We start from the raw sequence: 22825 nt of genomic DNA on the forward strand, positions 1-22825 counted from the left end.
CGAGGGCTGTGGCGGCATACGGGAAAGGCGCCATCGGCCGACCGTCTCGTCCGGTCCGTCCGCTCGGGGCGGCTCGATGGCGTCCAGGTCGGCAAGGAGACGCTCCGTGGGCCGGGGACATGCGCTGTCGGCGCGCGGCGGCCTTGGCGTTCCAGCGCAGACTCTCGGCCGCCTTCTGCGCCTCCTCGCGCGTTTCCGCGAGTTGCCGCTCCAGATTCCGCCCCCTCTCCAGCCAGATGTGCGCATGACCGGAAGACCGCCCTTCCCCCAGACCCCGGCCCATGTCCTGAAGAAGCGTGCCCATGCAGCGGGCCAGGGAGCGCACGGCCGCGTGACCGCCGCCGCCGCGACGGACTGCGAGTACGAGTTCGTCCAGCACGTGCCCGTCTCGGCATCCTGCGGCGTGCCGGAAGCCGTACGGGATGCGATCGAACGCTGGGACTTCGACGCCCCGGAACTCCCTGACGACGACCGCGCGATCGTCCGCTTCATGGCCGCGGTCGTCGCCGCTCCCACCGTTCCCGATGAGATCTTCTCCGCCGTCGAGGAGCGCCTCACTGCACGCGAGATCCTCGAGATCATGCAAGTGACCGGGTTCTACTGGTCCTTCGGGCGGGTCTGCACCGTTCTCGAGGTCGAGACGGAGAGCGATCATGGCGATGCAGTGATCGACGCGAGTCTGCGGATGCAGGGGACGGCGCGATGACAACCATCGAGCGCGCCGCGCCTTCTACAGTTCGCTGGGCGGGGGCCGGGCGCGTGGGCCGGCGCGGTGCCGGATTGACAAACACGTTTGCCGGAATTGCAATACATCCATGGGTGCGGAAGAGCTGTCCACCGACATGGACGAGGTGCTGACGGGCGTGGGCCCGAGGCTGCGGCGGATCCGGAAGGAGCGGGAGGTGACGCTCGCCGGGCTGTCCGAGGCGACCGGCATCTCCGTCAGCACGCTCTCGCGTCTGGAGTCAGGCCTGCGCAAGCCGAGCCTCGAACTGCTGCTGCCGATCGCGCGGGCCCACCAGGTGCCGCTGGACGAACTGGTCGGCGCCCCGCGAGTGGGGGACCCCCGGGTGCGTGCCGAGCCGGTCGTGCGCAATGGCCGCACCCACTGGCCGCTCACCCGCCAGCCCGGTGGACTCCAGGCCTTCAAGGTGCTCGAACCGCAGCGCAGGCTCGAGCCGGATCCGCGGACGCACGAGGGCTACGAATGGCTGTACGTCCTGGCCGGGCGGCTGAGGCTGGTGCTGGGCGAGCACGACGTGGTGCTGGGGGCGGGGGAGGCGGCCGAGTTCGACACCCGCGTTCCGCACTGGTTCGGCTCGACGGGGGAGGGGCCGGTGGAGTTCCTCAGCCTGTTCGGGCCCCAGGGCGAGCGGATGCACGTACGAGCGCGCCCCGGCGCCGGCCGGCGCCGGGGCGCGGATGCCTAGGACGTGCAGGATGCTGAGGACGTGACGTGCCCTGAACGCCATCGGCGGCCGGAGTCGGGCTTAGGTGACCCGCATGACCGTCCCCTGACTGTTCCCTGATGGGCAAGCGACCGCTTAGTATGCGATCGACCCCGGTCAGACGACGCCTGGAGGGCCCCGCATGCAGGCATGGCAAGTGCACGAGAACGGCGAGCCGAACGAAGTGATGCGGCTGGAGGAGGTGGACCGGCCCACGCCCGGCGACGGCCAGATCCTGCTCAAGGTGCGCGCCGCGAACATCAACTTCCCGGACGCCCTGATGTGCCGGGGCCAATACCAGGTCAGGCCCCCGCTGCCGTTCACCCCCGGTGTGGAGATCTGCGGCGAGACCGAGGACGGACGCCGGGTGATCGCCAATCCCGCGCTGCCGTACGGCGGTTTCGCGGAGTACGCCGTCGCCGACGCCGCGGCCGTGCTGCCCGCGCCCGGCTCGCTTGACGACGCCGAGGCCGCCGCCCTGCACATCGGCTATCAGACGGGCTGGTTCGGCCTGCACCGGCGCGCCGGTCTCGAGGCCGGGGAGACGCTGCTCGTCCATGCCGCTGCCGGAGGTGTCGGCAGCGCCGCCGTGCAGCTCGGCAAGGCGGCGGGTGCCACGGTCATCGGTGTCGTGGGCGGCGCCGACAAGGCCGCCGTGGCGCGGGAGCTGGGCTGCGACGTCGTGATCGACCGGCGGGCGCAGGACGTCATTGCGACCGTGAAGGAAGCCACCGGCGGCCGGGGCGTGGATGTCGTGTACGACCCGGTCGGCGGCGAGGCGTACACGCAGTCCACGAAGGTCATCGCCTTCGAGGGGCGGATCGTCGTGGTGGGCTTCGCCAGCGGCTCCGTCCCCAGCCCGGGGCTCAACCACGCCCTCGTCAAGAACTACTCGATCCTCGGTCTGCACTGGGGCCTGTACAACACCAAGAACCCCAAGCTGATCCAGCACTGCCACGAGCAGCTCACCGACCTGGCCGCCCGCGGCGGCATCAAGCCCCTCGTCAGCGAGCGCGTGCCACTGAGCGGCGCCGCCGCGGCCGTCCAGCGCGTCGCCGACGGCGTGACCACGGGCAGGATCGCGGTCGTCCCGGAGAACGGAGCCTGAGCATGACCGACGCAGCCGAACTGCGCGACCGCGCAAGGGAACTGCTGGCGGCACATCCGCCCGCCACCACCGACAGCATGGACTTCCTGCGGGCACGCTTCGACGCGGGCCTCGCCTGGGTGCACTACCCGGAGGGCCTCGGCGGCCTCGGTGCTGCGCGCTCCCTTCAGACCGTCGTGGACACCGAACTGGAGGCCGCGGGGGCCCCGGGCAACGACCCGCGGCGCATCGGCATCGGCCTGGGCATGGCCGCGCCGACGATCCTCCAGTACGGCACCCAGGAGCAGAAGGAGCGCTACCTCAGGCCCCTGTGGCTGGGTGAGGAGGTGTGGTGCCAGCTGTTCAGCGAACCGGGCGCGGGCTCCGACCTCGCGGCCCTCGCCACCCGCGCCGTGCGCGACGACAAGGGCGACTGGGTGGTGAACGGCCAGAAGGTGTGGACCTCCAGCGCCCATAGCGCCCGCTGGGCCATCCTCATCGCCCGCACCGACCCGGATGTGCCCAAGCACCAGGGCATCACCTACTTCATCTGCGATATGACCGACCCCGGCGTCGAGGTCCGGCCACTGCGGCAGATCACGGGCGAGGCCGAGTTCAACGAGGTGTTCCTCACCGATGTCCGCATCCCCGACTCCCGCCGCCTCGGCGGGATCGGCGACGGCTGGCGCGTCGCGCAGACCACCCTGATGAACGAGCGCGTGTCCATCGGCGGTATGCGTATTCCGCGTGAGGGCGGCATGATCGGCCCGGTCGTGAAGACCTGGCGCGAGCGCCCCGACCTGCGCACGCACTATGCTCACCAGCGGCTGCTGACGCTGTGGGTCGAGGCCGAGGTCGCCAGGCTCACCAGCGAGCGGCTGCGCCAGCAGCTCGTCGCGGGCCAGCCGGGACCGGAGGGCTCCGGCATGAAGCTCGCCTTCGCCCGCCTCAATCAGGAGATCAGCGGCCTTGGCGTCGAACTCCTCGGTGAGGAGGGCCTGTTGTACGACGACTGGACCATGCGCCGGCCTCAACTGGTCGACTTCACGGGCCGCGAGGCCGGATACCGCTATCTGCGCTCCAAGGGCAACAGCATCGAGGGCGGGACCAGCGAGATCCTGCTGAACATCGTCGCCGAGCGCGTCCTCGGCCTGCCCGCCGAGCCGCGCACCGACAAGGACGTCGCCTGGAAGGACCTCGCCCGATGACCGATCTGCTGTACTCGGAGGAGGAAGAGGCGCTGCGTTCGGCGGTCCGCGAACTCCTCGCCGACCACTGCGACGCCGCGGACGTCCTCGCACGCGTCGAGTCGGACACCCCCTACGACCGCTCGCTGTGGAAGGCGCTGGCCCAGGACATGGGACTCGCCGGTCTCCTCGTGCCGGAGGCCCAGGGCGGTCAGGGCGCCTCGCACCGTGAAGCGGCGGTCGTACTGGAGGAGTTGGGGCGTGCGGTCGCTCCGGTGCCGTATCTGACGAGCGCCGTGGTGGCGACCGAGGCCCTGCTCGCCTGCAAGGGCGACGACGCGGCGAAGCTGCTGACGGAGCTGGCGTCAGGGCGGACCGTGGCAGCGCTCGCGGTCGGGCTGTCCGCCCTGCCCGGCGGTCCCCACGGCCTCGTGCGGCAGGAAGGCGGCGCCCTGCACGGGGAGCTGACAGCCGTCGCGGACGCGGCCCACGCCGATGTGCTGCTGGTCCCCGCGCAGGACGGCGGCCTGTACGCGGTGCCCGCCTCGGACACGGCCACCGTGACCGTCACCCCCCAGATCTCCCTCGATCTGACCAGGCCCCTGGCCAAGGTCGCGTTCCACGGGGCGTCCGGGCACCGCCTCACGGACGACGCGCCCACGGCCGTACGGCGTGCCCTGCGCACCGGAGCCGGGCTGCTGGCCTCCGAGCAACTCGGCGTGGCCGACTGGTGCCTGACCGAGACCGTGCGCTATCTGAAGGAGCGCAAGCAGTTCAACCGGCCCGTCGGAGGATTCCAGGCGCTCAAGCACCGCCTGGCCGGGCTGTGGCTTGAGGTGGTCAACCTGCGGGCCGCCGCACGCTACGCCGCCGACGCACTCGCCACGGGCAGCGAGGACACGGACGTCGCGGTCGCCGTGGCCGAGGCGTACGCGGCGCCCGTCGCCGTCCACGCCGCCGAGGAGGCCCTCCAGCTGCACGGAGGGATCGGCATGACCTGGGAGCACCCGGCCCATCTGTATCTGAAGCGGGCGAAGGCCGACTCGATCGCGTACGGGACCGCCGGCGCCCACCGCGAGGCACTGGCCGCGCTGGTCGGACTGGAACCGCCGCTGTAGGACTCGCGCGCGTTCGAGGGCGGCGCCCGGGCATGACGGGCGCCGCCCGGAAGGCCGCCGCGAGGCGAACTCACGAGCGGTCGTAGAACCACTCGTTCGGCGGACACGTCATCCGCCCGGACGAACCCTTCGCTACGCCACACTTGCCGCCGAAAGCCGCGAAGTGGGCGCGGTGGAGGAGGATGACGGTGGCTGTTTCCATCTCTGTGGTGCTGTTGCTCCTGATCATTGCGGTGATCTTCATGCGCAACGGGGCGTTGAAGGTCTCGCACGCCATCGTCTGCATGATGCTCGGCTTCTTCCTGGCGAGTTCGAGCATGGCCCCGACCATCCATCAGGGCTTGGCGGCGACGGCCCAGATCGTCAGCGGCCTGCGCCCCTGAGGGCCCTCACCGCGAGAACACCCCGATCCCCTCCGGCACGGCGCGCTCCGCTCCCGTGCTGGGGTGATTGCGCACGGTCACAGAACCGGCCCCCGGTGACCGTGTGACCATCGTCGAGGAGCCGCCCCCGTCGAGGTTGAACCCGTCCACGGCCCCCAGCCCCCGCAGCGCGACGGCGAGTTCGGCGACCGTGAGTCCCCGCCGGTAGGCGCGCGCACCGTCCAGTGCGAGGATCAGCAGTCGGTGGCCGCCCTTCTCGATGCCCACCGCGGTGCGCACCGCGGACGCCGACCCGTCGAGCCCGCCCACCGGCGCGCCGTGGCGCAGCACCGGGAAGCCCCCGATCGCGAACACGTACGGCACGCCGGACGACTCGGCCACCAGACGTTCCCGCACCTGAACCGTCCTGCCGAGCAGCAGGCCCCTCAGTTGCCGTGCCCCTGCCTCACGGCCGAGCAGGACCGTCGTGCCGGGCGCGATGGAACCCCTGCCGGGCGTGCTGGACGTGGCGACGACACGGCCGCCCCTGACCGTGACCTCGTAGGTGTTACGGCTGCACGGCGCGCCCCGGTCACCGTCGGCGCCGCATACGGCCCGCAGACGCGAGACGCTGCCCCAGGCCGAGGTGTACGCCCCGACCGAATTCTGCGGCAGCGCGTACTGGTTGAGCCCGCGCAGCGGGAACCGCACCTGAGGTGCGGAGACGGAGCCGGTGAGGGACAGGCGGTCGAGGCGGGCGGTGCGGTCGGTGCCCACTCCCAGTACGTCCTCGGTGGACGCGTCCGACGGCAGCGGCGGACCGAAGCGCTGCCCGCGTGGCACCGCGGCCTTGAGCGCGTGCCCGTCCGCGACGGCCGGACCCACGGCGGAGCCGGTGACCTCGACCCCCGGGTGCTGGGCCTCGGAGATGTCGAAGAAGTCGCCGTTGACGCCCGCCACCGCGTGCTGGGCGTCGGCGAGTTGCGAGACGGTGGCGCGGGCCGCCACGACGCCGGCGTGCAACAGGCCGACCCGTACGTGTGGGTTGCGCAGATCGACGGTCAGCAGATGCGCGCGCGTGACTCCATGCGCCCCGGAGATGTCGAACTCGCTGTACTCGATCCCCGGCGCGACCGCGCGCGCCCTTGCGACGGAACTGGCCGGCCCTGCCCCGCCGAGGGCCGCACCGGTCAGCGCGCCCCAAGTCATGAGAACCGTCAGTGCCGTTCTGAACCGTCTGGCGCGACGTGTCACCGTTCCCCCTGATGTCTCGTCAGATTTCAACAGGACTCAGGGGGAAGTGCAGCAGACCGGAATGCTCCTCGAGGTGTCTCAGCCGTCGACAACGCGAGAACGGATGAGAAATCGCACTCCTTCGGGTGCTTCCAGGGAGAAGCCGCTGCCACGGCCGGGCACCACATCCACGATCAGCCGTGTGTGGCGCCACGCTTCGTACTGGCTCCGGGACATCCAGAAACCGACCGGTTCCTCGACCCCGGGCACGGTGAGCTCCTCGAGCAGCACGTCCGAGCCGCCGGTACGGAACTCGCCCTCCGGGTAGCACATGGGCGCGCTGCCGTCGCAGCAGCCGCCGGACTGGTGGAACATCAGCGGCCCGTGGGTCTCCCGCAGCCGCCGCACCAGCTCGGCGGCCGCGGGGGTCAGCTCCACGCGCGGATTCAGGTCCATGGTCACGCTCCCCATTCCAGCGCGGTGCACGTTGCAACGACGTTGCGTACGATCAAAGAGGAATTTGGCCGAATGCAGGAGATGTGCAAGATGTGTGACATGCGGGATATGTGATCTGGGTGCAGTGGTAGGTGCCATGCCTCGACCGACCACCGGCGGCCACCGGGACCCACCCTCCGGGACCCTTTCCCCGAACGGGGACCCCGTCCTGGCCGCACGGTTCAGCGTGCCCGTCCTGCCGAAGACGTTCGTCCGCAGGCCACGGCTGACAGAGCGGCTCACTCAGGGCGTGCGGGGACCCTTGACGCTGGTCAACGGTCCCGCGGGAGCGGGAAAGACCCTGCTCGTCGCCGACTGGATCGCCGAAGGGCACGCGCCGGGCCCGCCCGCCTGGCTCACGGTGGCGCCCGAGGACAACGGCCCCGGGGTGTTCTGGACCTATGTGCTGGAGTCCCTGCGGCGGCACGGACTCGCGGCCGAGGACGACATCGGCAGCCCCGCCCAGCCCGGCGAGGTGGACCACTCACTGCTCACCAGGCTCGCCGCGGAGCTGAGCACACGGGCCGAACCCGTGGTCCTCGTCCTGGACGAGTTCGACCGGGTCGGCACCTCGGCGGAAGTGGCCGAGGAACTCCAGTTCGTGCTCCGCCACGCGGGCGACGGACTGCGGCTGCTGATCATCAGCCGTACGGAGCCCCTGCTGCCGCTGCACCGCTACCGGGCCGCGGGCGACGTCACCGACATCCGAGGCGCCGACCTGTCCTTCCGCCCCGAGGAGACGGCCGAGCTGCTCGACCGGCACGGCATGCACCTGTCCGAGGACGGCATCCGTGCCCTGACGGAGCGCACCGCGGGCTGGGCGGCCGGGCTGCGGCTGTGCACCCTGGCGGCGCAGGGCAGCGACGACCCCGAGATCTTCCTGAAGGACTTCGAGGCGGGCCAGAGCACACTCGCCGACTTCCTGCTCGCGGAGGTGCTGGACACCCAGCCCGCCGAGACGCAGGACCTGCTGCTGCGCACCAGCATCCTCGAACAGATCCACCCCGGCCTTGCGAACGCCCTCACGGAGGGCGACGACGCCGAGGCCATCCTCGCGGGGCTCCAGCGCGCGAACGCCTTCGTCGAGGCCATCGGTCACTCCTGGTACCGGCTGCACCCCCTGTTCGCCGAGATCCTCCGAGTCCATCTGCGGGTGAGGAACCCAGGACTCGAAGCCGAGCTCCACCGCAGGGCGGCACGCTGGCTGAGCGAGGCGGGGCTGCTCGCCGAGGCCCTCCCGCACGCGGCGGACGCGGGCGACTGGGAGCAGGCCGCCACCTGGTTCATCGGCGGACTGGCCATCGGCCGGCTGCTGACCGGACTCGACTCGGAGCACCTCGACGCACTCTTCTCCCGGATGCCCCCCGACGCCTCGGGGCCCGCCGCGGACCTGGTGCGCGCCGCCCGTGAACTGGCACACCACGACATCGACCGCGGCCTCGGCCATCTGAGCCGCGCCGAGCGGAACGTCCCCGAGGACGACGCCTCCGGCACCCCCGCCCTCCGGCTGAGCTGCGCCCTGCTGAGGGTGCTGGCCGCCCGGATGACCGGTTCCGCCGACCGTGCCGAAGCCGCGGCCGACGACGTGGAAGCCGCCGGCCACGGCATCCCCGCCGAGAGCCTGGCCCGGCACCCGGAACTGCCCGCCCTGGTGCTCACCGATCTCGGCTCCGCACAGCTGTGGGCGGGACGGTTCGACGCCGCCCAGTCCTCGCTGGCCGGCGCCGTGAAGGCGGACGGCGGTCCGGAGACCGCCCTGCCGCGGCACGAGTGCCTCAGCCGTCTGGCCCTGATCGACTTCCTGCGCGGCTGGCCGGCCCGCGCCGAGTCGCACGCCCGTGAGGCGGTCGCGGAGGCGGCACGCTCGGGACTGCCGCCCGACGCCTGTACCGGCATCGCCCAGCTCGTCCTGGCCGCGGTCGCCATCGACCACGACGACCTGGAGGTCGCACGCACCCATCTGGACCACGCGGCCTCCTCCACGCTCCCTCGCGACCCGCTCGTCAGCGCGGGGCTGGCACTCCTGCGGTCCCGTCTGCTGCTCGCCCGGGGCCACCCCCGTGCGGCACTGCGGCTCCTGGAGGAGCAGCAGCGATGCCCGACGCCCGGCGAGCCCTCGCCCTGGGTGAACGACCGCACCGCCCTCACCATGGCCGGCGCCTATCTCGCCGACGGCCGCCCGGGGGCCGCGCGCGAGGTGCTGGATGACGCGGAGGGGCCCCCCGGGGTGGAGAACGTGATCGCCGCGGCCCGTGCCCGGCTCGCCACCGGTGACGGCAAGGCGGCACACGACCTGCTCGCCGCGCTCCCCACCGGGCACGGCGAGGGACCGGCCATCACGGTACGGGCGCTGCTGGCCCGCGCCCAGACCGCCGACGCGCTGGGCGACGCGACCGAGGCCCAGCGCCTGGTCGCACGGGCCCTCGCGGTGGGCCGGCCGGAGCACCTGAGGAGGCCGTTCCTGGAATCCGGCCCCTGGCTGCGGCGGCTGACACGCCGTCGGCCCGACGTCGCGCAGGGGCACGACTGGCTGCCGGAGTGGCTGGTCGGGCCCACCGTGGCCGCCGAACCGGACGAATGCCCTCCCGCCCCGGTGACCGAACCGCTCAGCCAGCGGGAGCACGAAGTGCTGGAACGGCTCGCGCAGATGATGTCGACCGAGGAGATCGCCGCCGACCTGTATCTGTCGGTGAACACGGTCAAGACGCATCTGAAGAGCCTCTACCGCAAGCTCTCCGCGACCCGGCGGGGCGAGGCGGTGCGCCGGGCGAGGGAACTGCACCTGCTGTGAGGGCCGCGGCACCAGGCTTCACGACCCGGGAGACCCGTCACTCGGGAAGGCGCCGCATCTCCACCACATGCAGCCCGAGCGACTGGCAGCGCGCCAGCAGGCCGTACAGGTGGGCCGCGTCCACGACCCGCCCGAACAGCACGGTCTGATCGGGCACGACGACGCTCTCCAGTTCCGGGAACGCCTTGGTCAGTGTCCTGGACATCTGGCCGTCCACGCGGATCTCGTATCGCATGAGAACGCTTCCCTCGCGGTCGTACGGTGCCCTGTACCCCCGGCGGCCCCCCGCACTCCACGGTGCGTCCGGCGCGGGGGACCGGGATCACCTGCCGCGGGTGAGGCCCGCCGTGCCGTCGTCCCCGGGCGGGTGGCGCGGACCGGACGGCGGGCGCTGTGCGCCCAGGGCGGCCCTGCCGCTCGCGGCGCACAGCGCCACCAGGGCGAGGACGGCCAGCAGGACGAGCACCAGCACGATGACCGTCAGCACGGTGGGGTGGTTCCACAGCGCGAAGACCAGGGCGACGATCAGCAGCGCGGCCAGGGTGATCCAGCGGCGGTGTTCCTGGGTCCAGGTCCCGGCCCGGCCGGCGTGCACCCGGTGCTTGTACGCCCAGACGGCCGCGGAGTCCGCGGTGCGCTCGGAAGCCCCCCGCACCGCGACGGGCAGCCGTCCCGGGCCGATCAGATAGGCGCCCAGGGCGATCACCACGCCCAGGACGATCGCCGTGCGCAGGCTCACCCGCAAAAAGCGCACCAGCGTGTCGAACACGGCCGCGGCGGCGGGTCTCGACTGCACTCGCGGCGGGAGGTGGTCCAGGTAGTAGTGGCGCGCCACCACCAGCGCGATCGCCACCACGAGACAGGCGAACGCCGCACCCAGCGCGGTACGCGCGAGGGCGCGCCGCCGCTGGTGCGCCAGCAGCACCCCCAGGGCCCCGATCGCCACGACGATGACGGGAAGCCAGTTCCCGGCCGCGTCGAGCAGCCGCGCGCCCCTGCGGAACTTTGCGAGTTCATCGGACTGGAACAGCACGAATTGCCGGTCGACCGCCGGGATCCTGGCGGCCGGGGCCAGCCCGGCACCGACCAGTTCCTGCTTGACCCTGTCCACGACGGTGCCGATATCGAGGGTGACGGTGCCGTCGCTCACCTCCACGGCGCCACGCCCCTTGCCCGTGAGCGCGTGCACGACAGCGTTGTGTGCCACCCGGTTGGCCTCCGTCCACGCCCTCGCGAACACCTCGCTGTCCACGACCCTCGTGGCGATCCTGGTGACCGTCTCATTGACGGCGGAGTCGATCTGCGGGCCCAGCCGCTTCAACACGTCGGCGGCCCGTGGCGGAAGCCCCTGGGACTGGAGCCAGGAGGCGATGTCGGAGGCTGTCCGAGGGCCGTCCACATGGACGTCCACCGCCTCGGCCGCCCGGTGGACGGCCGCGTCCCGTACCGCCGGCTCCCTGGCGAGCGGGGCGACGGTCGCCACGTACCGGTCGGTGTCGAGCACGATGTCGTGCACCCACACCGTCAGCAGCGCGACCGGCACCAGCACACAGGCCAGCACGGTCAGGACCGCCGAGACCACGCTCCGGGCGATCCGGACCGGTCCCCGAGCATGCCCGCGCCCCCGTCGCGTGCCGACGACGGCCTCACCCGAGCCCTCTCCTCCGGGCTCGGGCGCGCTGGCGTCGTGCGCGGTGCTCATGGGGCCTCCGGCTCATCGGGGTCCGGCTCCTGGGGGGCCGTTCTCCCCATTCCGGCCGCGCACCGGACGGTCGGCACGCCGACGGGGTCCGTACGGGCGAACCAGGGCCCCGGCCGCCTACCGGGTGGAGGTGTCCGCGGTGTCCCTCGGGGCCACGCACAGCGCCCAGATGGTGAAGCCGAACAGCGCGATCAGGGTGAGCGACCACACCGGGGAGTACGGGATGGAGAGGAAGTTCGAGATGATCAGCAGGGCCGCGATCGCCACCCCGAGGACCCGCGCCCAGGCGGTCCCCGTGAACAGGCCGATGCTGACGACCACGGCGAGTGCCCCGAGGACCAGGTGGATGATGCCCCAGCCCGACAGGTCGAACTTGAAGACGTAGTTCGGGGTGGTGACGAACACGTTGTCGCGGGCGACGGCCATGATGCCCCGGAAGATGGCGAGCACGCCGGAGATGAAGAGCATCACCGCGGCGAAGAGGGTCAGGCCGGTCGCGGCCGCCATGGTTCCGGCCGAGCGGTGATGCGTCGGGGTGGTGGCCATGGGGGGGACCTCCGTTCATTGCTCGGCTGCTGCTCACAGCCGCTCACCTGTGAGCGTGCGCCACATGGGCGCGGTGTTCCTCACCCGGGACGGGTGAGGACGCGACGCTCGTACGCCTGATCGACTGTTACCTCCGGGGTGATGCCCGGGTGAGTGCCCTCGGGGGTGTGCGGTAGGGTTGACCTGCGTGATCGGGCGGAACGCCGCAGGACGCGCACCGGGACGTGGCGCAGCTTGGTAGCGCACTTGACTGGGGGTCAAGGGGTCGCAGGTTCAAATCCTGTCGTCCCGACGTGTGAAGACGCAGGTCGAGGGTCCATGCCGGAACATCCGGCATGGACCCTCGCTGCATGTGGCGGCCGTGCCCGCGGCACGGTCGGCCTGTGCCGTTCCGCGGGCGCCACGCACTCGCCCGGCGCCCGGCCCCGCACTCAGCCTCAGCACAACGTGGCGACCGCAGTGCGGTACAGGAGGTCCTCCGCGTCGTCCCATGTGAAGCCGTTCTCGACCACGAGTGTGCGCCAGCCCGAAGGGCTGAACCAGAACCACAGCAGGCCCGCCGTCTGCTCGACCGTGTACGAGGGCGACGGGGTCAGGGCGTGCAGGTGGCGGGCGGCCGTGAGGAGCGCGTCACGGTACGCGGCGGTGTACCGCTCCCACAGTGCCTCGCCGTTGTCGTGGACGGGCAGCGCCTTGTGGATCGCCTCGTGGACCGTGAACCGGCCCTCGTTGCCGGAGCGGGTGCCGCGGGCCAGCTGCCGTAGCACCGACTGCGGAGTGTGCAGGGTGAGCAGCTCGGCGAGGGACCGCTCGTAGTCCGAGTCGGCCTCGCCCTGTTCCACGATCCGGTCCAGGATGTCGCCCTTGCTCCCGACGCTCGCGAACACGGTCTTCGAGGCGACACCGGCCGACGACGCGATGTCCGCGACGGTCACCCGGGCGTACCCGCGCTCGGCGAACAGTTCCGTGGCCCGCCGCAGGATCAGGGCGCGGGTACGGGCCGCTGCCCGTTCGCGCAGGGGGGAGACATAGGGGCGTGGGGAGGGCATAAGGCCATCCTGATGAACGTGATCACGTGGTTGGCTATTCAATAGGTCAACTATAACCTCAATTATGCGCGACGCCGCCGTCGGTCCGCTTCCGTGACGGTGCCCTCGACCGGGCCCCGCCGCCCACCGCCGTACGCATGCTCGCCTGGCGGGCAACCGGACGGGCCGCCCGAGCGGCCGACGGGGTCAGGGCGCGGACCGTCGCAGCGGCACCCTGCCGGGGGCCTGACGCGCGCTCCTCGGCGCCCAAAGGCGGCTCCAGTAGGCGCAGTTGCGCAGTTCGCCCGCGTTGTCGACGTCATCAGCCCGCCCCGACGCCCCCGAAGCGAGGCGCCGGGCCGGGCATGACGTTCAGGACAGGCAGCCGACGTGCGCCAGGGCCTGCTTGAGCAGCACACCCTGGCCGCCCGGCATCTCGCTCTGGACCACCTCGGAGGCGGCCTCCTGCGGGCTGAACCACACCAGGTCCAGAGCGTCCTGACGGGGACGGCAGTCACCGGCGACGGGAACGATGTAGGCGAGGGCGACGGCATGCTGGCGGGGATCGTGGAACGGTGTGATCCCCTGCGTCGGGAAGTACTCGGCGACGGTGAAGGGCTGGAGGGAGGGCGGGACGCGGGGGAGTGCCACGGGCCCGAGGTCCTTCTCCAGATGGCGCAGCAGGGCGTCCCGGACCCGTTCGTGGTGCAGGACCCGCCCGGCGACGAGAGTACGGCTGACGGTCCCGTCGGGCCCGATCCGCAACAGCAGTCCGACGCTGGTGACTTCACCGCTGTCGTCGACTCGGACGGGCACGGCCTCCACGTACAGGATCGGCATGCGGGCGCGCGCCATCTCCAGTTCGTCGGAAGTCAGCCAGCCGGGCGTGGTTTCGGTCGTGTCAGGCATTGCCTGATCGTACGGTCAACACCTCGCGTTGTCCGCGTGTCACTCCAGGTCAGACGCAAGTCACACGGATGGCAGCCCGGCCGTGCGCGCGGGAGGGTGCGACGGAGGGGATTCAGCCATGTGTGGGCGCTTTCCGTCGCGCGACGCGGATTTTCCCGAACGGAGGGGAGCGTTCGGGCCGTGAAGATCGCACACTCATGTGCTGGGTGGGGAATCCTCGGTCTCCAGAGTCTCCAGAGCCTCCTGCATCTCTGAAGGCTCTTCAGTCTCTTGCAGCCGTCCCCGCACAGGTCGTTGAACCGTTCCGAAAGGAAGGATCCACTGTGCCAAGGAGAATACGACGCACCGGAGCGAGACATGTTCTGGCGCTGGGGGCCGCGGCGGTCGGCGGGGTGGTCGCGCTGACGGGCGCCGCCGCGGTGCCGGCGAGCGCCTCCCCGGGCGGCGCACGGCACCTGGACTACGTCGCCCTGGGCGACTCCTACGCATCCGCGCCGGGGGTCCCCGACCAGGTGGACGCCAACTGCAGCAGGTCCGATCACAACTACCCCTCGCTGGTGGCCGCCCACCAGCGGGCGCGGCTGACGGACGTCACCTGCTCCGGAGCGACCACCGCCGAGATGACCGCCCCTCAGGGCACCGCCCCCGCCCAGTTCGACGCCCTGAGCCGGAGAACCGACCTGGTCACCCTCAGCATCGGCGGCAACGACGCCGGGTTCAGCTCGGTCCTCGGCACCTGTGCCCGGCTGACCTCCTCCGACCCGGCCGGGGCCCCGTGCCGCGCGTACTTCACCAGCGGTGGCCACGACCGGCTCAAGGACACGATCGAGCAGACGGCCGCGAAGGTCGCCCGGGTGGTTCGCGGTGTCCACCAGCGCTCCCCGCACGCCCGGGTCCTGGTGGTCGGCTACCCGGACCTGCTCCCGGACAGCGGGGTCGGCTGCACGAGCAGTTCGGTGCCGTTCGCCGCGGGGGACTTCGCGTATCTGCGGGACACCGAGAAGGAACTCAACGCGATGATGGCGCGGGTGGCGTACCGGGGAGGCGCCCGTTTCGTCGACACCTATGGACCGACCGTCGGGCACGACCTCTGCCAGGCCCCCGGCACGCGCTGGATGGAGTCGCTCGCCCCGAGCATGCCGGCCGCACCGTTCCACCCCAACGCACTTGGTGAGCAGGCCATGGCCAGGGCCGTCGAGCGCGCCCTGGCCTGCCACAGGCCGCCGCGCCGGTGACGGAAACACCCGGCACGGCGCCGACGGCGCCCTGAGCCGGGCCGCCGCTCGAACGGCTGCCCGCCCGCCGTCACCCGGGGGCGGGCAGCCCGCGTGCGACGGCGCCTGAGGGGCGGTCCGTGGCCCTCCGGCGCTCGGTGATCCAGTAGGCAAACGCCTGGGCGGGCAGGGCCGCGCCGAGAACGCCGACCGCGCCCCACCCCGTGCCGCGCGACGTGTCAGGGCCGTCCGGCCGCCCGTACCGGGTGCTTGCTCATGATCGAGACCCGGTTGAACGCGTTGATCGTGAGGGCGACCCAGATCACCGCGGAGATCTGGTCGTCGGAGAACACGGCGCGGGCCGCGTCGTAGGCGGACTCCTGCGCGGCGGCGTCGGACGGCTCGGTGACCGCCTCCGCCAGGGCGAGGGCCGCGCGTTCCGCGGGTGTGAACACCTCGGTGTCCCGCCAGGCCGCCAGAACACCCAGTCGCTGCGTGGTCTCGCCAGCGCGCAGCGCGGCCCTGGTATGGACGTCGAGACAGTATGCGCAGCCGTTGAGCTGCGACACCCGGAGGTTGACCAGTTCGACCAGGGTGCGCTCGAGGTCCGCCTCGGCGGCGACCGTCCGCACGGCCTCGGACGTCTGGAGCAGCGCGTGATATGCCTTGGGGCTCTGCTTGTCGATGAAGATCCGCTGGGCTGCGGACTGCGTCGTGCTGGTGCTCAACCTGGGCTCCTTCAAGGGGTTCGGCGCTGGTCACAACGTGGTGCCGCCGTGCGTGATTCCCGGGCCCGGCCTCGCTGCCGGGCAGGGCCCCGATCGGCGTCCCGGGATCACTGTATAGTGGTTGAATGTAAAACTACTATGGAGGTGAAGGTGTCGGAGATCGAGGTCTTCTCCCCGCGCGATGTTCCGCTGGGCGGTCCCCGGGCGATGACCGTGCGCCGCACCCTGCCGCAGCGGGCACGGACACTGATCGGGGCCTGGTGCTTCGCGGACCACTACGGTCCCGACGACGTCGCAGAGACCGGCGGCATGGTGGTCGCCCCGCACCCGCACATGGGTCTGCAGACGGTGAGCTGGCTGTTCAGCGGGGAGATCGAGCACCGGGACAGCCTGAGCAGCCATGCCTTCGTGCGGCCCGGCGAGCTGAACCTCATGACGGGCGGGTACGGCATCAGCCACTCCGAGGTCTCGACCGAGCGGACCACGGTCCTGCACGGGGTCCAGCTCTGGGTGGCCCTCCCCGGCGAACACCGCGACACCGCACGGGACTTCCAGCACTACGTACCCGAGCCCGTGCGTACCGACGGGGCCGTGATGCGGGTCTTCCTGGGCTCCCTGGCCGGAAGCGACTCCCCGGTGCGCACCTTCACGCCCCTGCTCGGCGCCGAGATCCTCCTCGAACCGGGAGCATCGCTCACCCTCGCAGTCGACCCGGCCTTCGAACACGGTCTGCTCGTCGACCACGGTGACGTCCGCCTCGCCGGCACTCCGCTGCGCCCGGCGGAGCTGGGCTACTCACCCACGGGCACCGGCACATTGACCCTGGCGAACGAATCGCAGGACACGGCCAGGACGGTCCTTCTCGGCGGCACGCCCTTCGAGGAGGAGATCGTCATGTGGTGGAACTTCATCGCCCGGACCGGCGAGGAGATCGCACAGGCCCGCAAGGACTGGATGGAAGGCACCCGCTTCGGCGTGGTCCACGGCTACGACGGCGCCCCCCTGCCCGCACCGGAGCTGCCGAACGTGCCGTTGAAGCCACGAGGGAGCAGCCGCTGACCTCGGCCGTACGAACCGGCCGCCTTCGCCGCTGAGGCTGTGCCGGCCACGCCGACGACGGTCTCCGAGCTCGACGGCTCGCACTCGCCCTTCCGGTGCCTCGGCACCGGCACGGCGGGGACGAATCGATTCACGGGTTCCAGAAGAACGAGACGTGCACCCTGTCGAAGCGCCGCTCGGCCAGGTCCTGTCGCGGGATCACCCAGTGCAGGGTCGACCCCTCCCGTTCGTCGAGATCGATGTCCCACTGGGCGAGCAGTACCCATTCCTCGGGGGCGGGCAGCTTCGCGGCGGCGCCCGGGTCCTGTGCCCTCACCGCCCGCACCGCGTCCTTCGCGGCGTCTGTGACAGGGTCCGATTCCGTGCACTCGTGGGAGGCGTAGCCGCCGATCCTCAGCGGACCGTCGATGACGATGCTGTAGGAAATGTCGTTCCACGCATCGGCCAGTTCCTCCCAATGGGGGTGCCCGGGGAGCTGAGCGCTGCGGGGAACCTCCGGGGACGTGCTCAAGTAGTGGTACGGCAGGGAGACATCGGCCGACAGCCGCAGCTCGTCGTCGGGAAACTGCTCGTAGAGGGCCAGGTATTCGTCGTCCTCGTCGATCTCCTTGCCATGGACGACAGCGTTCCTCGTCTTTCGCTCCTCGACGGGCGTCCCTGCCGGTATGTACACGACCTCACCAGCGCTGTCGGCGCTGTCGGGGTCCATCAGATCGGGGAAGCCGAAGAGCAGCAGATGGCCATCGGGCGGCAGCGGGAGGCCCGTCACCTCCGCGGGCAGGGACGCGCAGTCGAGGGTGGCGAGCAGGGGAAAGCGCGGGTCGTGGGCGTCGACGGGCAGCATCAGCGGACCGCCGAACCGGCCGACGACCCGACCGTCCCCGCTCGTGACGAGTGTCCCTGACGGGCGGGCGATGGCGATCCACCGATCGACGTCCTCGGGTGGAATGCCGCGCTTCAGCGCTTCCGCACGGAACGGCGCCAGACGACGGAGGAGTTCAGGAGTCATGGGACCAACGTAGGCCCGAGGTCTGACAACCCGGGATCGGCCCGGCTGTATGGGCATGAACGCCAGGGAGCCGGGTGCGTCTGCCTGTGTCTGCAAGGCGACCTGACGTCCCGTGAACAGAGTCGCCGGCGCGGCAGCGGACCTACCGCTGAAGGGCGCCCGACGCCGGTGGAGCCAGCTCTCATCCGCGGTCCAGGACGCGCGTGTCCCGCACGCGGACGGCTTCCGCGTGCGGGACACGTGTTCACGTCGTACGGATCAGCTTGTGGTCAGGGCGGTGTCGTCCACGACGAAGCTGGTCTGCAGCGAGGAGTCCTCCACGCCGTTGAACTTCAGGGTGACCGTCTGGCCCGCCAGCGAGGACAGGTCGAAGGTCTTCTGGCTGTACCCGGAAGCCTTGTTGAGGTTCGAGTAGGTGGCCAGGGTCTTCGAACCGGCGGTGACCGTGAGCTTGTCGTACTGAGTGCTCGTGGTGGTCTCCGACGTGTCGATGTGCAGGTAGAAGGTGAGCGTGGCCTTGCAGCCGGACGGGATCGTCACCGACTGGGACAGCGTGTCGGTGTGCGAGGAGCCGTAGCCGTCGAGCCAGGCGTAGTAGGAGCCGCTGTGCGCCGCCTCACCGCTGTCGTTGGTGATGACACCGCTGGTCGCGGTCCAGCCGGTGCTGCCCGACTCGAAGCCCGGGTTGGCCAGGAGCTGGGACGACGTGCAGCCGCCGCCACCGCCGGAGCCGACGGTCCAGGTGAAGGAGGTGGAGCCGGAGGCGCCGGTGGAGTCGGTCGCGGTGACGGTGACCTGGTAGGTGCCCGCGGTGGAGGCCGTGCCGGAGATCAGGCCGGTCGAGCTGTTGATGGACAGGCCGGTCGGCAGGCCGGAGGCGCTGTACGTGAGCGAGGCGCCGCCGCTGTCGGTGGCCTGGATCTGGAGGCTGACCGAGCCGCCGGTCGTGGTGGACTGGCTGCCGGGGTTGGTGACGGACACGGTGTTGCCGCCACCGCCACCGCCGCCGGACGAGAAGGCGGTCGTGCCGTTGGGGGTGCCCCAGCCGGTCGGGCCGTCGTAGCCGGTGCCCGCGGTGCAGAGGTACGACGGGGAGCAGCTGCCGTTGTTGCCGCTGGTCACGTCGTACAGGTTGCTGGTGTGCTGGTAGGGGTACTTGGCCGGGTAGTCACTCGCGCCCGGGGTGCCCGCGAGGGCGTAGACGGAGGCGATGATCGGCGAGCTGGCGCTGGTGCCGCCGTAGACCGCCCAGCCGGAGCCGCCGTAGGTGTCGTAGACGGCCACGCCGGTGGCCGGGTCGGCGACCGCGGAGACGTCGGCCTCCACGCGCTTGGAGCAGCCGGTGTCGGTCTGCCAGCTCGGCTTGGCGTCGTAGGCGGAGCAGCCGGAGCCGGTGCCCTCGGTGGAGCTGGTGTTCCACACCGACTCGCTCCAGCCGCGGGAGTTGGAGGAGGTGTTCAGCGCGGTGCCGCCGACGGCGGTCACGTACTGGGACGTGGCCGGGTACTCGGCACCGTAGCCGGAGTCGCCCGCGGAGACGGTGATCGCGACGCCCGGGTGCTTGAAGTACTGGGTGTCCTCGCTGGTCTGGGAGGAGGACTCGGAGCCGCCCCAACTGTTGGAGACGAACTTGGCGCCCAGCGAGACCGCCTCGTTCTCGGCGGTGCCGAGGTCGCTGTCGTTCGCGGAGTTGGCCTCGACCAGGACGATGCTGCAGTTCGGGCAGACCGCGCTGACCATGTCGATGTCGAGCATTTCCTCACCGGCCCAGCCGCTGTCGTTCGTGGGCAGCGAGGTGGTCGAACCGGTCTGGCTGACCTGCTTGAAGCAGCCGTTGGCCTTGCTGCAGGCGGACAGGCCGAAGGTGGAACGGTAAGTGGCCAGGTCCGACTCCGCGTTCGGGTCGTTGTACGCGTCGACGATGCCGACCGTCATGCCCGAACCGGCCGCGGTGGGCAGGTTGTAGGCACTGTGCAGGTTCGCCGGGGAGAGGCCGGACGGCGCTGCGGCGGCGAGCGCCGAGGCGAGCCGCTGCTTGATGTCGGTGCGACGCTCGGCGAAGCAGGACGCCTGGCCGGGCTTCGCGGTGGCGCACAGGTGAGTGGTGGGGACCTTCTCTCCAGCTGCGCCGGTGGAGTGGTAGGCCTGCCGCTCGGGAGCGGTCAGCGCCTTGCTGTTCTGCGTGATCGTGGACGTGTGCGGGCTTGCTGCCGTGGCCTGGGCTCCGGCCGTCGGCGCGGCGACGAATCCCGCGAACGTCAGGGCGAAGGCGGGGAAGGCGGTGAACAGGAGTCTTCGCAGGCTCCGTCTGCGGCCGCTCGGGTGTGATTCGCGCATGAGGTGCTGCCTCCATCGAAAAGTGGGGTTTCTCGCACTGGTCGGGCAGGCCCGTGACGCGCACAGCGGCAGCAAACGCGGTCATGGGCATGTCATGTACGACGTACATGACAACGCGCGACGGGAAACGTAGCTCCGTTCCGATGGGACCGGCAGTGCCCCGCAGGAGTTCTTTGCTCATCCATGGGCGCGGAAGAAAAGTTTTGGCCCCCGGTTGCCCGATTCGTGGAAGAGGTCACGTGGCGTCAGTGCCCGGCCGAAGGGAGCCGAGCCGGATCTCCGCCGACCTGGTCCGAACGGACGGTTCGCGAGCGGACGCGCCGAACAGGCCCCGCACGCATCCGACCCGGCGGGGCGCTCAGCCCCCTCCCCCTCCCTGTGGCTAGTTGCTGCAGTTGGTCACGGGCTGGGGGCTGAGGAGGCAGTTGGTGGGCGTGTTGCCGGTGAATGTGGTCGAGCCGTCGACGGTGGTGATGGCCACTCCGGTCGAGACGCCGCCGGGAGCGGGGGCGCTCGGGGCGATGTTGTCGTTCACGCTCGACGTGGCGAACGAGAACGTTCCGTCCACGTTGAAGATGCCCCCGGCGGCGGAGCCGGTGCCGGTCACCTTGTTGGCGTCGATGTGGGAGTCCGTCAGCGACACCGACACATCGCCGTCCCCGTTCGCGGCGTGGAGGCCGCCGCCCTGGGAATAGCGGCCGGAGGCCAGGTTGCGGGTCAATGTGGTGCCGTTCTGCAACGTCAGCGTGGTCGGCGCCGCATTGCCGGTCGCGCGTACCGCGATGCCCCCGCCGATACCGCCCGCGCCGATGACCTGATTGTCGGAGACCGTGGTCTTGTCCAGGGTGAGCGGGCCGAACTCCAGGTGGATGCCGCCGCCCCCGTTGGCGGAACCGTCGGTGCCGGTGAAGCCCTTGACGACGTTTCCGCTGATCGTGGAGTCCACGAACGTGATGGATCCGGACAGGTTCTGCTCGATGTCGACTCCGCCCCCGCCACTGAAGCTGTTCGTGACCCGGTTGTCCGCGATCGTGGTACCGGTGACGGTCAGCGGGCCGTCGCCCACGAAGCTGAGCCCCCCACCGGATCCCCGTGCGGTGTTGTCGCTGATGACGCTGTTCGTGATGGTCGACGTCAGGCCGGTGTTGAGGAACACCCCGCCGCCGGCGTCGCTGGTGCGGTTGCCGGAGACTGTCACGGAGTTCAGCATGACCGCGTTGTTCGAGCCCACGGCCATGATGCCGCCACCAGTACTCGTGGAGCGGTTGTCGTTGACGGTGCCACGGGTGAGGGAGAGCGTCGTACCGGAGCCGGCGAAGATCGCACCGCCGAAGAGGGCCGAGCTGCCCTGGAAGTTCACGTCCGTGGTGGTCAGGGACCCCGCACCGGTGTTGAGGTTCACCCCGCCACCGCTGGTGCCGCCGTTGCCGTTCATGACGGTCAGGGTGTCCATGGTCAGCGATGTGTTGCCGACATTCAGGATCCGGAAGTTGGTGGTGGCGTTCGGGTCGCGGCGGATGGTGGCGTGGTTGCCGTGGATCACCAGAGGCTGCGTGATCGTCGGGAGCTGGCCGTCGGCATCCGTGAGCGTGTAGACGCAGTACGACGCCAGGTTCAGGGTGTCGCCCGAGCCCGCGTTGGCGGCGGTGATCGCCGCGATCAGGTCCGTCGTCGAACAGTCCACGTCCGTGTCCGCATACGCCGGGGCCGCCGTCGCCGCCCCCGCCAGCAACGTCACCGCCGCCACGACCGCCCCGGGGGCACCTCTCAGCCCCCTGAGGCCGGGGGAGTGCGCTCTTCGCCGACCCATCGCGTTCTCCTCCACAGGTCCGAGCCCACACCTGCCGCCCCGACCGGGCGACGCACCATACGTAACGGCTGGTCGTCCTCCACGAGCCCGACATGCCGAAAGCCGCCGTCCCTGCCACCCCGCCGGAGTGCAGCACTCGACCCGAACAGCCCCCGAGGCGCACGGATCACCGGATGTGGTGGAATTTCATCGGCCGGGGCCACGAGGACATCGTCTGGGCCCGCGAGGAGTGGCAGAACGCCTCCGACCGCTTCGGCACGGTCGAGGGATACCCAGGGGGACCGCCTGCCCGCCTCTTTCCCGCCGAACGCCGTGATCGTGCCGCGCGCGGACCCGCCGCGGCACCGACCTCCAGTTGAAAGGCTTCCCATGAACGAGCCGAGCCCCGAGCCGTCCGCCGCCGTGACCGTCGAACGCGTCGACGCCAAGCACCGCTACGAGATCCGGGTCGACGGCGAGCGCGCCGGTCTGGCCGCCTACCGCGACCGCGGTGCGCAGCGCGTCTTCCATCACACGGTCGTCTTCGACGCCTTCGCCGGGCGCGGCCTCGCGGGGCAGCTGGTCCAGCGGGCACTGGACGACGTCCGCAAGGCCGGGATGCGTATCGTGCCGGTCTGCCCCTATGTGGCCAAGTTCCTTACGAAGCACGAGGAGTACACCGACATCACCGACCCCGTCACCCCCGAGGTCCTGGAGTGGCTGGAGTCGGAACTGGGCTGACACCCCGCCGCCCGCCCACGTGGGCGGACACGCAGACCGCCC

Annotated in this window: 22 protein-coding genes and 1 tRNA gene; 12 read left to right on the top strand and 11 right to left on the bottom strand. The window is 71.0% G+C overall.

Features of this window, described 5'->3' with window-relative positions; translation table 11 throughout:
* Nucleotides 1-244 precede the first annotated feature (244 nt).
* The 6 genes from ABZ845_RS14100 to ABZ845_RS14125 all read left to right on the top strand — a co-directional run bounded on the left by ABZ845_RS14100 (nucleotide 245) and on the right by ABZ845_RS14125 (nucleotide 5223).
* On the top strand, nucleotides 245-706 hold the full coding sequence (locus ABZ845_RS14100; protein ID WP_360977959.1) for a hypothetical protein: 462 nt from the start codon (nucleotides 245-247) through the stop codon (nucleotides 704-706).
* Between the two features lie 109 nt (nucleotides 707-815).
* The gene (locus ABZ845_RS14105; protein WP_360977962.1) at nucleotides 816-1430 is read left to right on the top strand and encodes an XRE family transcriptional regulator; all 615 of its coding nucleotides are present in this window, start codon (nucleotides 816-818) and stop codon (nucleotides 1428-1430) included.
* Between the two features lie 160 nt (nucleotides 1431-1590).
* Nucleotides 1591-2556, top strand: coding sequence for an NADPH:quinone oxidoreductase family protein (locus ABZ845_RS14110; RefSeq protein WP_360977965.1), 966 nt, complete (start codon nucleotides 1591-1593; stop codon nucleotides 2554-2556).
* Between the two features lie 2 nt (nucleotides 2557-2558).
* Complete coding sequence (locus tag ABZ845_RS14115) at nucleotides 2559-3743, top strand: acyl-CoA dehydrogenase family protein (protein WP_360977968.1); 1185 nt, start codon at nucleotides 2559-2561, stop codon at nucleotides 3741-3743.
* Nucleotides 3740-4840: an acyl-CoA dehydrogenase family protein gene (locus ABZ845_RS14120; protein ID WP_360977971.1), complete on the top strand. Its 1101-nt coding sequence runs from the start codon at nucleotides 3740-3742 to the stop codon at nucleotides 4838-4840. Before ABZ845_RS14115 ends, ABZ845_RS14120 begins: the two co-directional genes overlap by 4 nt.
* A gap of 188 nt (nucleotides 4841-5028) precedes the next feature.
* A complete protein-coding gene (locus ABZ845_RS14125) occupies nucleotides 5029-5223 on the top strand; it encodes a hypothetical protein (protein ID WP_360977974.1) in 195 nt (64 codons plus the stop codon).
* A gap of 6 nt (nucleotides 5224-5229) precedes the next feature.
* Here the strand turns inward: ABZ845_RS14125 and ABZ845_RS14130 are convergent, their stop codons facing one another.
* Nucleotides 5230-6411 carry a phosphodiester glycosidase family protein gene (locus ABZ845_RS14130; protein WP_360977976.1) on the bottom strand — a complete coding sequence of 394 codons (1182 nt, stop codon included), beginning with the start codon at nucleotides 6409-6411 and terminating at the stop codon, nucleotides 5230-5232.
* 123 nt (nucleotides 6412-6534) lie between these two features.
* Nucleotides 6535-6891: a DUF779 domain-containing protein gene (locus tag ABZ845_RS14135; protein WP_360977979.1), complete on the bottom strand. Its 357-nt coding sequence runs from the start codon at nucleotides 6889-6891 to the stop codon at nucleotides 6535-6537.
* Nucleotides 6892-7027: 136 nt separating this feature from the next.
* On the opposite strand from ABZ845_RS14135, the gene ABZ845_RS14140 reads away from it, so the two are divergent.
* Nucleotides 7028-9721, top strand: a complete 2694-nt coding sequence (locus ABZ845_RS14140; RefSeq protein WP_360977982.1) for a LuxR C-terminal-related transcriptional regulator — start codon at nucleotides 7028-7030, stop codon at nucleotides 9719-9721.
* 37 nt (nucleotides 9722-9758) lie between these two features.
* Here ABZ845_RS14140 and ABZ845_RS14145 read toward each other — a convergent pair whose 3' ends face one another.
* The 3 genes from ABZ845_RS14145 to ABZ845_RS14155 all read right to left on the bottom strand — a co-directional run bounded on the left by ABZ845_RS14145 (nucleotide 9759) and on the right by ABZ845_RS14155 (nucleotide 11969).
* Nucleotides 9759-9956, bottom strand: a complete 198-nt coding sequence (locus ABZ845_RS14145) for a hypothetical protein (RefSeq protein WP_360977985.1) — start codon at nucleotides 9954-9956, stop codon at nucleotides 9759-9761.
* A gap of 87 nt (nucleotides 9957-10043) precedes the next feature.
* Entirely contained in the window at nucleotides 10044-11423 is a 1380-nt protein-coding gene (locus tag ABZ845_RS14150; protein ID WP_360977988.1) for a hypothetical protein, read from the bottom strand.
* Between the two features lie 117 nt (nucleotides 11424-11540).
* Entirely contained in the window at nucleotides 11541-11969 is a 429-nt protein-coding gene (locus tag ABZ845_RS14155; protein WP_360977990.1) for a hypothetical protein, read from the bottom strand.
* A 218-nt stretch (nucleotides 11970-12187) separates the two neighbouring features.
* Between ABZ845_RS14155 and ABZ845_RS14160 the strand changes: the two genes are divergently transcribed.
* Nucleotides 12188-12261, top strand: a tRNA-Pro gene (locus ABZ845_RS14160).
* Nucleotides 12262-12406: 145 nt separating this feature from the next.
* Here the strand turns inward: ABZ845_RS14160 and ABZ845_RS14165 are convergent.
* Both ABZ845_RS14165 and ABZ845_RS14170 read right to left on the bottom strand, forming a co-directional pair.
* The gene (locus tag ABZ845_RS14165; RefSeq protein ID WP_360977993.1) at nucleotides 12407-13018 is read right to left on the bottom strand and encodes a helix-turn-helix domain-containing protein; all 612 of its coding nucleotides are present in this window, start codon (nucleotides 13016-13018) and stop codon (nucleotides 12407-12409) included.
* Nucleotides 13019-13369: 351 nt separating this feature from the next.
* Entirely contained in the window at nucleotides 13370-13906 is a 537-nt protein-coding gene (locus ABZ845_RS14170; RefSeq protein ID WP_360977996.1) for an NUDIX hydrolase family protein, read from the bottom strand.
* A 323-nt stretch (nucleotides 13907-14229) separates the two neighbouring features.
* Here ABZ845_RS14170 and ABZ845_RS14175 point away from each other — a divergent pair, with 323 nt between their 5' ends.
* The gene (locus tag ABZ845_RS14175; RefSeq protein ID WP_360977999.1) at nucleotides 14230-15141 is read left to right on the top strand and encodes an SGNH/GDSL hydrolase family protein; all 912 of its coding nucleotides are present in this window, start codon (nucleotides 14230-14232) and stop codon (nucleotides 15139-15141) included.
* Nucleotides 15142-15359: 218 nt separating this feature from the next.
* Here ABZ845_RS14175 and ABZ845_RS14180 read toward each other — a convergent pair whose 3' ends face one another.
* Entirely contained in the window at nucleotides 15360-15848 is a 489-nt protein-coding gene (locus tag ABZ845_RS14180; protein ID WP_360978002.1) for a carboxymuconolactone decarboxylase family protein, read from the bottom strand.
* Nucleotides 15849-16055: 207 nt separating this feature from the next.
* On the opposite strand from ABZ845_RS14180, the gene ABZ845_RS14185 reads away from it, so the two are divergent.
* Nucleotides 16056-16907, top strand: a complete 852-nt coding sequence (locus tag ABZ845_RS14185; RefSeq protein WP_360978164.1) for a pirin family protein — start codon at nucleotides 16056-16058, stop codon at nucleotides 16905-16907.
* Between the two features lie 130 nt (nucleotides 16908-17037).
* On the opposite strand, the gene ABZ845_RS14190 is transcribed toward ABZ845_RS14185, so the two are convergent.
* From ABZ845_RS14190 to ABZ845_RS14200, 3 genes are all read right to left on the bottom strand, one after another.
* Nucleotides 17038-17916 (bottom strand): DUF1963 domain-containing protein, encoded by an 879-nt coding sequence (locus tag ABZ845_RS14190; protein ID WP_360978005.1) that lies wholly within the window; start codon nucleotides 17914-17916, stop codon nucleotides 17038-17040.
* A gap of 258 nt (nucleotides 17917-18174) precedes the next feature.
* Complete coding sequence (locus ABZ845_RS14195) at nucleotides 18175-20253, bottom strand: putative Ig domain-containing protein (RefSeq protein ID WP_360978008.1); 2079 nt, start codon at nucleotides 20251-20253, stop codon at nucleotides 18175-18177.
* 382 nt (nucleotides 20254-20635) lie between these two features.
* Nucleotides 20636-22063, bottom strand: a complete 1428-nt coding sequence (locus ABZ845_RS14200; RefSeq protein ID WP_360978011.1) for a hypothetical protein — start codon at nucleotides 22061-22063, stop codon at nucleotides 20636-20638.
* A gap of 173 nt (nucleotides 22064-22236) precedes the next feature.
* Between ABZ845_RS14200 and ABZ845_RS14205 the strand changes: the two genes are divergently transcribed.
* On the top strand, nucleotides 22237-22422 hold the full coding sequence (locus ABZ845_RS14205) for a hypothetical protein (protein WP_360978014.1): 186 nt from the start codon (nucleotides 22237-22239) through the stop codon (nucleotides 22420-22422).
* Nucleotides 22423-22432: 10 nt separating this feature from the next.
* Nucleotides 22433-22783, top strand: a complete 351-nt coding sequence (locus ABZ845_RS14210) for a GNAT family N-acetyltransferase (protein ID WP_360978017.1) — start codon at nucleotides 22433-22435, stop codon at nucleotides 22781-22783.
* Nucleotides 22784-22825: the final 42 nt, after the last annotated feature.

Origin of the sequence: Streptomyces sp. NPDC047022, from assembly GCF_040644155.1 — a bacterium.
Lineage (GTDB): Bacteria > Actinomycetota > Actinomycetes > Streptomycetales > Streptomycetaceae > Streptomyces.